General features: G+C 50.4%; 13 protein-coding genes. 11 read left to right on the forward strand and 2 right to left on the reverse strand.

Annotation, left to right across the window (positions count from 1 at the left end; translation table 11 throughout):
• Window positions 1-44: 44 nt before the first annotated feature.
• Window positions 45-836: a 3-keto-disaccharide hydrolase gene (locus tag IEY24_RS25770; RefSeq protein WP_229223152.1), complete on the reverse strand. Its 792-nt coding sequence runs from the start codon at window positions 834-836 to the stop codon at window positions 45-47.
• Between the two features lie 236 nt (window positions 837-1,072).
• Between IEY24_RS25770 and IEY24_RS25775 the strand changes: the two genes are divergently transcribed.
• From IEY24_RS25775 to IEY24_RS25815, 9 genes are all read left to right on the forward strand, one after another.
• Window positions 1,073-1,840 (forward strand): DeoR/GlpR family DNA-binding transcription regulator, encoded by a 768-nt coding sequence (locus IEY24_RS25775; RefSeq protein WP_090156563.1) that lies wholly within the window; start codon window positions 1,073-1,075, stop codon window positions 1,838-1,840.
• 56 nt (window positions 1,841-1,896) lie between these two features.
• Window positions 1,897-3,357, forward strand: coding sequence for an L-fucose/L-arabinose isomerase family protein (locus IEY24_RS25780; RefSeq protein WP_229223154.1), 1,461 nt, complete (start codon window positions 1,897-1,899; stop codon window positions 3,355-3,357).
• A gap of 56 nt (window positions 3,358-3,413) precedes the next feature.
• Window positions 3,414-4,241, forward strand: a complete 828-nt coding sequence (locus IEY24_RS25785) for a transketolase (RefSeq protein WP_188937835.1) — start codon at window positions 3,414-3,416, stop codon at window positions 4,239-4,241.
• Between the two features lie 23 nt (window positions 4,242-4,264).
• Entirely contained in the window at window positions 4,265-5,239 is a 975-nt protein-coding gene (locus tag IEY24_RS25790) for a transketolase family protein (RefSeq protein WP_188937837.1), read from the forward strand.
• 87 nt (window positions 5,240-5,326) lie between these two features.
• A complete protein-coding gene (locus IEY24_RS25795; protein WP_229223156.1) occupies window positions 5,327-6,751 on the forward strand; it encodes a DUF1593 domain-containing protein in 1,425 nt (474 codons plus the stop codon).
• A 54-nt stretch (window positions 6,752-6,805) separates the two neighbouring features.
• Entirely contained in the window at window positions 6,806-7,762 is a 957-nt protein-coding gene (locus IEY24_RS25800) for a D-ribose ABC transporter substrate-binding protein (RefSeq protein ID WP_188937839.1), read from the forward strand.
• Between the two features lie 2 nt (window positions 7,763-7,764).
• Complete coding sequence (locus IEY24_RS25805; RefSeq protein ID WP_188937841.1) at window positions 7,765-8,382, forward strand: DUF2291 domain-containing protein; 618 nt, start codon at window positions 7,765-7,767, stop codon at window positions 8,380-8,382.
• The gene (locus tag IEY24_RS25810; protein ID WP_188937843.1) at window positions 8,379-9,899 is read left to right on the forward strand and encodes a sugar ABC transporter ATP-binding protein; all 1,521 of its coding nucleotides are present in this window, start codon (window positions 8,379-8,381) and stop codon (window positions 9,897-9,899) included. The genes IEY24_RS25805 and IEY24_RS25810 overlap by 4 nt, the downstream gene beginning before the upstream one ends.
• A gap of 58 nt (window positions 9,900-9,957) precedes the next feature.
• Window positions 9,958-10,932, forward strand: coding sequence for an ABC transporter permease (locus tag IEY24_RS25815; protein WP_188937844.1), 975 nt, complete (start codon window positions 9,958-9,960; stop codon window positions 10,930-10,932).
• Window positions 10,933-11,016: 84 nt separating this feature from the next.
• On the opposite strand, the gene IEY24_RS25820 is transcribed toward IEY24_RS25815, so the two are convergent.
• Complete coding sequence (locus tag IEY24_RS25820) at window positions 11,017-12,108, reverse strand: T9SS type A sorting domain-containing protein (protein WP_188937845.1); 1,092 nt, start codon at window positions 12,106-12,108, stop codon at window positions 11,017-11,019.
• Window positions 12,109-12,447: 339 nt separating this feature from the next.
• Here IEY24_RS25820 and IEY24_RS25825 point away from each other — a divergent pair, with 339 nt between their 5' ends.
• Window positions 12,448-12,978: a hypothetical protein gene (locus IEY24_RS25825; RefSeq protein WP_188937846.1), complete on the forward strand. Its 531-nt coding sequence runs from the start codon at window positions 12,448-12,450 to the stop codon at window positions 12,976-12,978.
• 135 nt (window positions 12,979-13,113) lie between these two features.
• Window positions 13,114-13,731, forward strand: a complete 618-nt coding sequence (locus tag IEY24_RS25830; protein WP_188937847.1) for an RNA polymerase sigma factor — start codon at window positions 13,114-13,116, stop codon at window positions 13,729-13,731.
• The last annotated feature ends 14 nt before the right edge of the window (window positions 13,732-13,745 follow it).

Genomic DNA, 13,745 nt, shown 5'->3' on the forward strand with positions numbered 1-13,745 from the left:
CTATCAAATGAAATCTATTACCCGAACCGCCCTGATCCGTTATCCTACGGCCGGCCCTGCAACTCCCTAACCCAAATATTCCGAAAACTTACCCGGCTCCCGTGTTCCTGCAATTGCAAAGGCAGCTTTGAGTCGTGGAATTTGTATTTAGGATAACCCTGATACACCATCGGTCCTTTCAATTCTACATGGTTTAAAATCAACACATTATTGTGAAAAACCGTCATGTAGGCAGGTTTCTCAACCGTCTTGTCCGCGCGGAAGACGGGGGCTTCGAAGATCACGTCGTAGGTCTGCCAGGTTTGAGGTTTTCTGGCGGCGTTCACCAGCGGGGCATGCTGTTTGTAGACGCTACCGGCTTGGCCGTTGTAGTAAATTTTGGTGTTGTAGTTCCAGGATTCGTAAATCTGCAATTCATAGAGGCCCATGATGAGCACGCCGCTGTTGCCACGGTTGAAATCCTTGTCTTCGGACGGGTCGGGCGTGCGCCATTCGAGGTGAAGCTGCATGTTGCCGAACCTCTGCTTCGTCCGAATGTCGGTGGCTTTTGGGACGATGGTAATCGCCTCGCCGTCTGTTTTCCATTTGACGGGCGAGCCATCGGGATGCTCCCATTTGGGGAGGTCTGTTTGGCCGCTGTATAGCACGATGGCATCGGAGGGCGGCTGCGCGTAGGTTTCGCCCGGCGTCACGAGCGCTGGTTTGAACGACCAGTCTTCGGTCGCGGAAGGCGGGGGTAATTTGTCTTCCTTTCCGGATTGGCCGGTGACCAGAGCGTTGATCCCCAGTACAAGTGCCCCGGTGAACAGGTACTTTATAGCGTATTTGTGTGGCATGATTGGAATAGCAAAATGAAGCATAAATCAGACTGTTGTTGATATACAAAGAAATAGTAGCACAATAACTCACTATTATTTTCAATTTTCTCTTTTTATTTTCTTTTATTTACGTAAATTTGCTTTTAATAAGTTTAGGTGTTCTATTTGAGCTGTGAATAGGTTTATTTTTTGTCGGTATGTGACGAATTGTTTCTTTTCCATCTATTTTTAGGTAAAAAACAAAAGTTGATACAATGCTGGCAAATCAGAGAAGAGAGAAAATACTTGAATTGTTAAAAGAAGATGGCTCGGCGAAGGTGATCGATCTCGCCAGGCTCTTTAAAGTAACCGAGGTAACGATCCGTCAGGATTTGGACAAACTCGAAAAAGACGGCCTCGTGATCAAGGAACACGGCGGGGCGTTTTTGAAGAATGTCGAAGATCAGGTCCGCAATTTTTCGCTGGCCAATCAGGAGAATCTCGATAAAAAGGAGCTGATCGCCGCCAAATGCCTGGAATTTATTTCCAATGGCGATACGATCATCCTCGATTCGGGCTCTACCACGACGGAGATTGCGAAGAAGCTGCGGGGCAGTAATAAGCACCTGACGGTGATTACCAATGCGCTGAATATCGCATTAATCCTCGGAGCCGAAACGGGCATCGAGGTGATCATGACCGGAGGCGAGTTTAAGCCGCCTACCTTGTCGCTGACGGGTCAGAAAGCCGCTGATTTTTTCAAAGGCCTGAATGTGCAGAAGTTGTTCCTCGCCACGGCAGGCTTGTCGCTGAAAGCAGGGCTTACGTACCCGAGTATCGCCGACCTGGTTGTAAAAAAAGCGATGATCGACGCAGCGGATACGACTTACCTGGTTGCGGATTCTACGAAAGTAGGAAAAAGCGCATTCGCGAGCCTCGGGGCGCTGTCGTTGATCGATTACATCATCACCGACGCGGGAATCGAGGAGAAGCATCAGCAGTTGTTTCATGATAATGAGATTGAATTGATCATCGCGGAGTAGGTTTCCGGGGAAGGAAGAAGGCAAGGACGGAGCGGATTTTAATACATACCATGAATATGAAAAGTATCGGAGTCATTATTGGTAACAGGGATTTCTTTCCGGACCGGCTGGTGGCCGAGGCGCGGGTGGAGATTGTTGATTTACTTAAAAAATTAAATATCAATGGCATTATGCTCGACACCGAGGCTACGAAGCTGGGTGGTGTCGAGACGTTTCAGGACGCGCACAAATGTGCGGCATTATTCCGGGCACACCGGGATGAGATCATTGGCGTGCTGGTAGTGTTGCCCAATTTTGGAGATGAGCGGGGTATCGCCGAAACGTTGAAACTCGCCGATCTGAATGTGCCCGTGCTGGTTCAGGGCTATCCCGACGACCTCGACAAGCTGGATGTAGCCCGTCGCCGCGATTCGTGGTGCGGGAAGATTTCCGCCTGTAATAATTTGTATCAATTTGGTATTAAATACACGCTCACCACAAAACACGTCGTGCATCCGACCGATCCTTCATTTATTAAAGATCTGAATGATTTCGTGGCGGTTTGCCGGGTGACCAAGGGTCTGCGTAATGTGCGCATAGGGGCTATCGGTGCTCGCCCCGGCGGGTTCAACACGGTGCGTTACAGCGAGAAAATTTTGCAGCGCAACGGTATTTCGGTTGTTACGGTCGATTTGTCGGAGATTTTGGGTAATGCCAACAAGCTTCACGCGCAGGATTTGAAAGTGAAGGAGCGTTTAGATAAAATCACTTCCTATGCCTCGCGGGGTCGCACGCCTGATGAAGCATTGATCCAAATGGCGAAGCTGGACGTGGTTTTGGGAGATTTTATAGAGGCGAATGCACTGGATGCAACGGCCATTCAATGCTGGACTTCGGTGCAGCAGAATTATGGCTGTAATGTATGCACGAGCATGAGCATGATGAGCGAAAATATGATGCCGAGCGGCTGTGAGGTGGATGTGACGGGTACATTAAGTATGTATGCATTGCAACTGGCCTCGGGCTCGCCGAGCGCGCTGGTGGATTGGAATAACAACTACGCCAACGACGATAACAAATGCGTGCTTTTCCACTGCGGTAACTGGGCAAAATCGTTCTTGCCGGATATCGAAATCGCGACGGCGCCGATTCTGGGCACATCGGTGGGAGAGGAGAATACCTGGGGTGCATTGGCTGGCCGCACGCCCGCAATGCCGCTCACGTACGGGCGCATCAGCACGGACGACCCGCGCGGCGTAATGAAGGCGTACATAGGCGAGGGTAGGCTGACAGACGATTCGCTGAAAACATTCGGTAACCGTGCCGTGGCCGAGATTCCGAACCTGCAAAACCTCATGCAATACATCTGCCGCAATGGTTTCGAACACCATGTGGTGATGAATGCATCCAAAACGGCGGGCATATTGAAAGAAGCTTTGGGCAACTATATGGGGTGGGAAGTGCAGGTGTTCGACGAACCCACGCAGCAACCGAACCCCACCCGCATGCCCGACCGCGAACTCGTTTCGCAAAACTGAAACCCTGAACTATCGGAATTACAAATACCGGCAATGCCGGACTAATGCTAAAAGTCATGTCGGAAAAGGAACTGACGCAGAAATCGGTGGAATACCGTAAGAAAATACTCAAATATATCTACCAGGCCAAAGCAGGGCATACCGGCGGCAGCCTGTCGTGTATCGATATTTTGAATGTGCTCTACAATTACACGATGCATGTCGACGCCGACCATTTCGACTCGCCCGACCGCGACCGGTATATTCAAAGCAAGGGACACACGGTGGAAGCGTTGTATGTGGTGCTCGCCTCCCGGGGCTTTTTCCCGGAATCGGATCTGGATACTTTGTGCAAATACCAATCGCATTACATAGGCCACCCTACCCGCAAAGTGCATGGCGTGGAACAAAATACCGGTGCATTGGGCCACGGACTTTCGCTCAGCGTGGGGACGGCGATCGCGGGCAAGCTCGACAAGCGCGATTACCGCGTGTTCACCGTCCTGGGCGACGGGGAACTGCCCGAAGGGTCCAACTGGGAGGCTGCATTGTCGGCAGCGCATTACAAGCTCGACAACCTTTGCGCTATTCTGGATAAAAACACCTTGCAAATCAGCGGCCCAACCAGTGCCGTGTGTAATACCGATCCTGTCGACGAGAAATTTGAAGCATTCGGATGGGCCGTGCGGAATGTGGATGGGCACGATATGGGAGCGCTTATGGCGGCATTTGATGCATTACCCTTTGAAAAAGGCAAGCCAAGCCTGATTATCGCGCACACCGTGAAGGGCAAGGGTGTGAGTTATATGGAAAACCAATTGAAATGGCACCACGGCGTACCCGATCCAAAGCAGTATGCCGATGCGATACAGGAACTGGACCTTCTGGAAGAAACACTTTCCTGAGCCACTCCCGATAACCAATTTAAATGCAAGAAATATTGGATGCGACTATCGAGAACATTGCTGTGAGCCAGCGTGCTAACCTGGAAGTTTTTTCAGGCACATTGCAGCACCTCGCCCAAACCGACAGGGACATTATCGTGGTAACGAGCGATTCGCGCGGTTCTGGAAAACTGGTGCCGTTCGGGCAAAAATTTCCCGAGCAGATCATCGAGGTAGGCATTGCCGAGCAAAACCTCGTGGGCGTTTCGGCAGGTTTGGCTTCGGCAGGTAAAAAGGTTTTTGCCGTTTCTCCCGCCTGTTTCCTGACGGCCCGCGCGTTGGAACAGATCAAAAACGATGTGGCCTACTCCAACAACCCGGTGAAGCTGATCGGTATCAGTGCCGGCGTGAGCTATGGCGCATTGGGCTCCACGCACCACAGCTTGCACGATTTTGCCGTTTTGCGCACCATTAACAACATTATAGTAGTAGCTCCGGCAGATAATTTCGAAACGGAGCAAGCCATTTTGCTGGCTGCGGAAAGCAATATTCCGGTGTATATCCGCTTTGGCAAGAAACAGATGCCTTTGCTTTCCGAGGATGAAAAGACTTTCGGGTTCGGGAAAGGGCGCATCGTGCGAGAGGGAAGCGACATTACCATTATCGGAACAGGCGAAACGGTGGCACCTGCATTACTGGCTGCCGAAAAGCTCGAACGCGAGTACAATGTCTCCGCCGCGGTGGTGAGCATGCACACGATCAAGCCGCTGGATTACGATCTTTTGCAAAATATCGCTGCTGCCGGCCAGCCTGTTCTTACAGTAGAAGAGCATAGCATTTACGGGGGGCTTGGTGAGGCTTGCGCTTCGTTTTTGATTCAGCATAACTTCCATAACCGGTTCAAGATCATGGGTATTCCCGATGAATACACCGTTACCGGCTCTCAAACAGAAATTTTCAACCATTACGGCATTTCGGAAGGAGGCATCGCCGCCGCGGCACTTGGCCTTGTCAGGTAAGCAACAGTCCGTGTAAGTGTAAACGGTCGGTTAATTAGTCGTTGTAGCATCAGGTATTTTTCAAATAGGGTTATTTGGTCAAAATTTATGAAACTGATAAGACAAATGTGCTGTGCTACCGTGCTGCTTCTTGCAGCCGGCCGCGTCGCGTGTGCACAGGAAGCGCCCGGCGTGAACACGCCCAAACACCGCGTGCTGGTACTGACAGACATTGAGAACGAGCCGGACGACACCCAGTCGATGATCCGGTTTTTGACCTATTCCAATCAATGGGACATCGAGGGCCTCGTGGCCACGACCTCCATTCACCAGCAAAAACGGGTGGCACCGGAAAAAATCAAACAGCTCATAGAAGCCTACCGCAAAGTGCGTCCGAACCTGCTTTTGCACGAAAAAGGTTATCCTGAGGCAGACTATCTGATAAGTATTACTAAGAGCGCCTATCCCGATTTTGGCCTGAATGCAATAGGCAAGGGCAAAGATTCGGAAGGTTCTGAATGGATTATCAAAGTAGTAGATAAAAAAGACGATCGGCCGGTATGGATTCCCGTCTGGGGCGGTGCCAACTGCTTGGCACAGGCACTTTGGAAGGTCAAAATGACCCGTTCGCCAGAAGACGTTAAGAAGTTTGTGTCTAAAATAAGAATGTATACTATTTCGGATCAGGACGATACAGGTCCGTGGATCCGTAAGAATTTTCCGGAATTGTTTTACGTGGGCAGCCCCGGCTATCACGCGGCGGGCGCTTACCACTATGCCACCTGGTCGGGCATCAGCGGTGACAAGTTTCACGGCCGTTTTGCAGGCGCTAACTTTGAAATAGTAGACAACCCCTGGCTCGACGAGCACGTACGCAGCCACGGCCCGATGGGCAAGGAATATCCATTTACCAAATTCCTGATGGAGGGCGATACACCTTCTTTTTTAGGATTGATTGATAATGGCTTAAACGATCCCGAGCACCCCGAGTACGGCGGCTGGGGCGGGCGGTACGAACTTTACACGCCGCGTACACTCAAATATTTTTATGAACCCGAAACCCGTCCGATCTATACCGACGCGATGGACGAGGTGAAAGGCGTGGACGGTGCCTACCATACCAGCAACAAAGCGACGCTCTGGCGTTGGCGCGAAGCATTTCAGTACGATTTCGCAGCGCGGATGGATTGGACGATCAAGCCTTACAAAGAGGCTAATCATCCGCCAAAAGCCGTCGTGAAAGGCGGTACGCGCATTCATGCCAAAGTGGGTGAAACCGTGCAGCTGAGTGCGGAAGGTTCGCAGGACCCGGATGGCAACGCATTAGCCTACGAGTGGATCTATTACCCGGAGCCGGGTAGTTACAATATCAAAGAATCCCTCGGCATTAAAGATATAAAGGCTGCGCAGACGTCTTTTGTGGCTCCAAAGGTGGAAAAACCGGAGACCATTCACGTGGTACTGGCCGTTACTGACAATGGCTCGCCCGCGCTGACGCGTTACCAGCGCGTGATCGTGACCGTGTACCCCTAGCCGGGCGCCCCTGGCCGGGGGCCAGTAAGTGCAGCCGTCTAAACCCATTGAAGCATGAAAATCAGCATACATTACCGGATAGCACTTTTTAGTATCCTGTTCGGGCTTGGATTTACAGGTTGTAAAACAAAAAAATCCGAAGACGAGCCGAAGAAGATCGCGATCGTCGTGTCGACCCTAAACAACCCTTGGTTCGTTTTCCTCGCTCAAAAAGCCGAAGCGAAAGCGAAGCAGCTGGGTTATGAATCCAAAATATTTGATTCCCAAAACAATACCGCCCAGGAAACCGACCATTTCGACAATGCGATTGCGTCGGGCTACGACGCCATTCTATTCAATCCTACCGATGCCGACGGATCCATTGTGAATGTGAAGAATGCAGTAGCAGCGGGCGTACCGGTGTTTTGCATGGACCGGGAGGTGAATGCCAATGGCGCTGCTACTTCGCAGATCCTGTCCGACAGCTATTCCGGCTGCGTGGCTATCGGGAAGTATTTCGTCGAGACATTAAACAAGAAAGGTAAATACGTCGAAATCCTCGGGATGGTAGGCGATAACAACACCTGGAACCGTTCGAAGGGCTTTCACAGCGTGGTGGATTTCTATCCGGGTTTAAAAATGGTCGCACAGCAAAGTGCCGATTTCGACCGTAACAAGGCCATGGAAGTGATGGAATCGATCCTGCAAGCGCATCCGGATATCGATGGGGTATTCTGCGGCAACGACGCCATGGCCATGGGCGCTTACCAGGCATTGGTTGCTTCCGGAAAGGCCGATCGCGTGAAGGTATTTGGCTTCGATGGTGCCGAGGATGTGGTGAAATCTATTCAGGACGGGAAGATATTGGCAACAGGCATGCAGTTTCCGGAGGTAATGGCGCAGACGGCAGCCACTTTTGCCGACGAGTACTTCAAAGGAAAACGTGATTTTCCGGGCAAAATGCCGGTGGCTGTGGAGTTGGTGAAAAAGGATAATGTCGAAAATTATGCCGCTTACGGCGAAAAAGAATAGCTATGCCTAAACCGATCCGATACCTGATTTACGTGGCGGTGATTGCATTACTGGCTTATAATTCGGTGTATTTTAAAAAGCTGGATGAAGTGAGGGCCGGCACCACGTCATTCGACGCCGCCCGTTATGCCAGGGATTTCTGGCAAAAAAAGCTAACGCCGGGCCTTTCCAAAGCCGTGGACCTGAACGCATTGACCACACTTTTGAAAACCGACAAGGAAAAAGCATTCAGTGCGCATTCACACGCGTTGGGCATTGGTAACATCCGTTATTTCCTCGTAAAAGGAGCAGGTGTTGTAAGCGATGTGGAGGAGAATGAGGTGAGGTTGGAAGTGGGCGGGAATGAAGCGCGCATTGCTACCGAATACATTTTCGGCAATGCGGTCCGCGATGCTTCGGGCGCTATCGATATTAATGCATTTACAAATTCCATGGATTTTAATAACGTATCGGCCGAGATCAACAAGCTGATCCGCGAAAAGGTGGTGCGGGCATTCAAATCCAAAGTAAAAAAAGGTGATCGCGTGGTATTTCACGGCGCGATCGAACTGAACCGCGAGCATTTGCAGGTGAATGACATTGAAGTTATTCCCGTAAGTCTCCAAATCGAAAAGCCATGACGGAAACAGCGACATTGTTGGAAGTGAAGAAGGTTACGAAGCGGTTTCCGGGTGTGGTTGCGCTGGACGAAGTCTCACTGTCGATCGAAGCGGGCAAGGTTACGGCTCTGATCGGCGAAAACGGGGCGGGAAAATCGACATTGATGAAGATCTTGTCGGGCGTTTACCTGGATTTTGAAGGGGAATTTTATTACAAAGGAGAACCAGCGCGGTTCTCGGACCCGAAAGACGCGCAGCAGCACGGTGTGGCGATCATCCACCAGGAACTGAACCTGATTCCCTATTTGACCATTGCTGAAAATATTTTCCTGGGCCGCGAACTCGTGACCCAGTATGGCACAATGGACAAAAGCCGCATGCGTAAGCGCACGCAGGAATTGCTCGACCGGTTGAAGCTGAAAGTCAATCCCGATTCGCAGGTTTTTAAGCTCAAGGTAGGGCAGCAGCAGATCGTCGAAATCGCCAAAGCGCTGCTTACCGACGCGGAACTGATCATCATGGATGAGCCGACCTCCGCTATTACGGGCGCGGAAGTGGAAGTCCTTTTCGATATTGTCGCCGATCTTAAGTCCCAAAACAAAGCCGTTGTGTATGTTTCGCACAAGCTCGACGAGCTCTTCCGCATTGCCGATAATTACGTGGTGCTGCGGGATGGTAAAAGTATCGAATCCGGCGAAATGGCGGGCATGACCCAGGATCAGCTGATCAGTAAAATGGTGGGGCGGAAAATTGAGGTTATGCGTAAAACCACTGACCGCGGCGTGTGCGAACCGTTGCTGGAAGTGAAGAACCTGAGCCTAAAAAGCCGGTTGAAAGCGGGGAATGTGCTGAGCAATGTTTCTTTTAATATAGGTAAAGGGGAAATTGTAGGTCTTTTCGGACTAATGGGTGCAGGACGTACCGAGTTGCTTGAAACCATTTTCGGCCTCCATCCGGCACGTTCTAGCGGGCAGGTGCTGCTCGGCGGACAATCCATTTGTTGCGATTCTCCCGCACGTGCCATCGCAGCCGGGCTCGCGCTCGTACCCGAGGACCGGAAGAAAGACGGTCTCGTGCTCGGCCTTGGAGTGAAAAACAATATCAGCCTCACCACATTGCAGGAAATGGAGCAGCTGGGCACGCTCAACGACTCGAAAGAATGCGAGTTGGCTGATCACTATATCAGTGAGTTACGCATTAAAACGCCAACGAAAGAACAGAAGGCTAAAAACCTCAGCGGAGGCAACCAGCAAAAGATCGTGCTCGCCAAATGGCTGGCGACGCGCCCGAAAGTGCTCTTGCTCGACGAACCGACGCGCGGCATCGACATCAATGCCAAAACGGAGATTTACAAACTCATTATCAGGCTTGCCGACGAAGGTTTGGGTATTTTAATGGTGTCTTCCGAACTCCCCGAAATTCTGGCCATTTCCGACCGCATCCTCGTAATGGCGGAGGGGCGTCTGACGGGCGAGTTTCTGGCAAGCGAAGCGTCGGAGGATGGGATTTTGAAAAAGGCTATAAGTGCTATGCAGTAGGCTGTAAGCACTTTTACGACGCAGTAAACACAAACATTCAACATAAGTATACAGCCTAATGCCTATTGCATACAGCCCAAAAAACCTTGCCAAGTTCCAGTCGCTCATCGCGCTGTTCCTGCTGTGCCTCGCATTAAGCATTCTGTCGGACAAGTTTCTGACGTTTTCGAACCTTTGGAACGTCATGCGGCAGATTTCGGTCAATATCTGCATTTCGGTGGGGATGACTTTGATCGTGTTAACTGCTGGGATTGACTTATCCGTTGGCTCGGTACTAGCATTATGCGGGGCCATTACGGCTGGTTTGCTTAAAAATGGTATTGAGTTACCGGGCCAAAATCTGTTTATCGGCTTTACAGTGTTGGGCGCAATTCTTGCGGGCGCGCTTTCCGGCTCGGCGTTGGGCGCATTCAATGGGTGGGCCATCACCAAGTTCAACGTGCCGCCTTTTGTGGCTACGTTGGCCATGCTTACTGTCGCGAGGGGCCTTACCATGCTCTGGACGGGTGGTTTCCCGATCAGCGGGCTGGGAGATACGTTTCTGTTTATCGGTACGGGCTGGTTTCTGGGTATTCCGGTGCCGGTCTGGATTTCTATCGTGGTGGTGGCGCTCGCCGTTTTTCTTACCGATAAAACCCGCATTGGCCGTTACATTTACGCCATTGGAGGCAATGAAAGTGCCTCGCGGTTGTCGGGCATCAATGTCAACAAGGTCAAAATAATCGTGTATACTATTGCCGGAGCGCTCGCGGCGGTGGGGGGGATCATGGTCACATCGCGCCTCGATTCCGCCCAACCCAACGCGGGTATCAGCTATGAACTGGATTCGATCGCGGCCGTCGTTATCGGTGGCACCTCGCTTTCGGGCGGACGCGGGAGCATTCTCGGCACCGTGCAGGGAGCGATTATCATTGGGGTTTTGAACAACGGTTTGGTCCTTTTGAATGTATCGCCGTTCTGGCAGCAGGTGGTGAAGGGGCTGGTGATTTTGCTGGCGGTGATTATTGATAAGTCGAATTCGAAGAATGAATAGACTTGATTGATCGAGTCTATGCACTCCCGGCTGAATTTTACCATCATCAACGGATTTTCAGCACGGGAGCGAATAGCACAGATTTTATTTGTTAACTACAATCTTGGATGTGACCTGGCTGTTGTCGTCTTGTAAAATTTTCATCAGGTAGAGCCCTCCGGCAGTGGAGCCGACATGGACCGTATTATCAGCCGATAGCTCGAAACTTTTTACCAGTTTTCCCGACATATCCCAAAGTTGCGCTGCCTTGATTTTGCGGCCGACAGTCGGTGAAAGATGGATCACCCCCGACGTAGGATTGGGCCAGGCCTGCGAAAATTCGGGGAAGTTGACAACCTCAATTTTACTGTAAGCGAATGAGTCGTCGTTGTCCACCATTTTGAGCCGGTAGTAGTTTGATCCGGCGAACGGAGTGGGATCGACTAATGTATAGTTGTTCAGCTCTTTGCTTTCGCCTTCCGAGGTCACAATTCCGATGGCAGACCACTGTTTTGCATCCGGACTTCTTTGTATTTCGAAGTGTCGGCTATTGGATTCCTCGGTGGTAGCCCAATTCAAGACGGTCTGATTCAATTCTTTCGAAGCGGAGAAAGATTTCAAAACCACAGGGAGCGGTAAGACAAACAATTGAATGTATAATAAGCTTCGCGTTGCATCATTAGACACGTTTACGCTGGGTTCGGGACTAAAAAACCTGTTGACCTGATCAGCCGCTTCTACACCATTTACCTTAACTGACCACTCATGATATGCCTCGATTTCTCCTCCGATCAGGGCGATATTCGAATTCCCGCCGATCCCCCATTGCGCGTCGTAAAGTTCAAATTCGACCAGATCCAGCGTGGCCCCCGGAGCGAGGGAGATGGGCAAACTTCCGGTCCATGTTTGCATGTTTTTTACACCAAAATTGTAATACGAATTATCCTTGATGACGTCTTTCGGGTCGGGATAGGTAGGTAAGAATTTCCTTCTGATCGGGGTCTTACCACTGCCGAAACTGAGGGTGTACTTTATCCCTGTGAGGTTTCCCGTAATGGTGGTCGATCCATTGTTTTTGATCACAAAAATGACCTGGCTGGACGTGCCGCCGTGACGAAGACCTCCCTGGATGTTTTGTGCATGGCTGGCGATTGCAGAAATGATGAGAATGCCGAATAGAAATAGATTTGTCTTCATGGTTGGCTATTGTTGGATTTAGATTTTTTACAGGGCTTGCAGATCTGGAAATGATATGGAATGTCTTGTAACTGAATTGTATAGTGTTGTAACTTATTGCAACTTAACTTATTTTTATCAAGTATCAAAAGGGCAGATTTATCCTTGTTGCGCACAAGATGACCATTGAATCCTTTGGTATGTCACTGCTTGCTTAGCAGACGCATTTCGGCTCCGATTCGCTGCATATCGCAGTCGGAAATAGTCCTTCAAAACCTAAACAGATTTTCGAATAGCACCGGAGTTCATGCCATTACCGCGATTATCCGTAAATTATCGCATTCACTCAATTTTAATGCGATGCGAGATCACGAACCGCTGATCGGCGAGCTCCTGGAACGTTTCAGACAGGAAATCGGGGCCGACCTTGAAAAGTATTCCAATCACGTTCACCGGGTTTTCGAAACTTGTGTGATGCGCGATACCGACCCTGCAAACCGCCACAAATATGCCATTGCAGCCGTATTTCACGACATCGGGATCTGGACGGCCCACACGATCGACTACCTTCCGCCATCCATCGAGCAAGCTGAGCATTACCTGAATACCACACAAGGCGGCGCGGGTGTTGCCGAAATCACAGCTATGATTTATTGGCACCACAAGATCAGGGCCTATCGCGGTACATTTTCAGTAACGGTCGAAACCTTTCGGAAAGCAGACTGGACCGACGTGTCACTAGGCCTGCTCACATTCGGTGCCAACGCACAAATGCTTCGTCGCCTGCGCCGGAAGTTCCCGAATGCCGGGTTTCATTGGTTTTTGATAAAAAAGATCAGCGCTAATTTTTTGCGCCATCCTCTCAATCCGCTGCCGATGTTTAAATCGTAAGAACGGTGCCGGCGTATAGGGTTGGCGTTAGTTGAGTAAGTATAATTGTTCCATGATTTAATGAAATGTATGGTAGTAAGAAAGCAGTCCGGGTTGCTTTTTGTTCTCGAACCTGTCTAAAATTCATCCGTCTTCATGAAGGCCTTAACCCGTCCGGGACTCCGTCCGGACTTGTATTTCGAAGAAGAGCAGAAACTGTGGCGGGAAATGCTGGCGGGGGATGTCACCGCTTATGAACACCTTATTGATCGTACCTATGACCTGCTTTTTCACTATGGGACGAAGTTTAACAGCGACCGCGAGCTGATCAAGGACTGCATTCAGGATGTTTTTCTGAGTGTCTGGGAAAAGCGCAACGCGTTAAATCCGGAAATTCCGCCTAAACCTTACCTGCTGGCGTCGCTACGCCGCCGCCTGCACCGCCTTGCGTCGCGCCTGCGGATGGATTGCATGGATTACTACAATGAATCAGATATTGTTTTCGATATCGAATTCAGTGTCGAGTACCAATTGATAGAATCCGAAAATGACCGGCTGGTAGCCTCCCGTATGACCGAAATGCTCAATGAACTCCCCAAACGGCAAAAAGAGGCTGTCTTCCTTCGTTTTTATAATGATATGGAACGTGAGGAGATTGCAATGGTAATGGACATTCAGCCTCAGTCCGTTTCCAATCTCCTGCAAGAGGCATTCAAGTTTATCAAATCGCACTGGAAAGCCATCGTCTCGCTGGCCCTGACCCTGCCGTTTTGAATTTGAAATGCCGC

Source organism: Dyadobacter endophyticus (assembly GCF_014641595.1).
Taxonomy (GTDB): domain Bacteria; phylum Bacteroidota; class Bacteroidia; order Cytophagales; family Spirosomataceae; genus Dyadobacter; species Dyadobacter endophyticus.

Coding starts and splice junctions, on each gene's coding strand:
- IEY24_RS25770 (WP_229223152.1), bottom strand. CDS start 836: ATGCCACACAAATACGCTATAAAGTACCTGTTCACCGGGGCACTTGTA.
- IEY24_RS25775 (WP_090156563.1), top strand. CDS start 1,073: ATGCTGGCAAATCAGAGAAGAGAGAAAATACTTGAATTGTTAAAAGAA.
- IEY24_RS25780 (WP_229223154.1), top strand. CDS start 1,897: ATGAAAAGTATCGGAGTCATTATTGGTAACAGGGATTTCTTTCCGGAC.
- IEY24_RS25785 (WP_188937835.1), top strand. CDS start 3,414: ATGTCGGAAAAGGAACTGACGCAGAAATCGGTGGAATACCGTAAGAAA.
- IEY24_RS25790 (WP_188937837.1), top strand. CDS start 4,265: ATGCAAGAAATATTGGATGCGACTATCGAGAACATTGCTGTGAGCCAG.
- IEY24_RS25795 (WP_229223156.1), top strand. CDS start 5,327: ATGAAACTGATAAGACAAATGTGCTGTGCTACCGTGCTGCTTCTTGCA.
- IEY24_RS25800 (WP_188937839.1), top strand. CDS start 6,806: ATGAAAATCAGCATACATTACCGGATAGCACTTTTTAGTATCCTGTTC.
- IEY24_RS25805 (WP_188937841.1), top strand. CDS start 7,765: ATGCCTAAACCGATCCGATACCTGATTTACGTGGCGGTGATTGCATTA.
- IEY24_RS25810 (WP_188937843.1), top strand. CDS start 8,379: ATGACGGAAACAGCGACATTGTTGGAAGTGAAGAAGGTTACGAAGCGG.
- IEY24_RS25815 (WP_188937844.1), top strand. CDS start 9,958: ATGCCTATTGCATACAGCCCAAAAAACCTTGCCAAGTTCCAGTCGCTC.
- IEY24_RS25820 (WP_188937845.1), bottom strand. CDS start 12,108: ATGAAGACAAATCTATTTCTATTCGGCATTCTCATCATTTCTGCAATC.
- IEY24_RS25825 (WP_188937846.1), top strand. CDS start 12,448: ATGCGAGATCACGAACCGCTGATCGGCGAGCTCCTGGAACGTTTCAGA.
- IEY24_RS25830 (WP_188937847.1), top strand. CDS start 13,114: ATGAAGGCCTTAACCCGTCCGGGACTCCGTCCGGACTTGTATTTCGAA.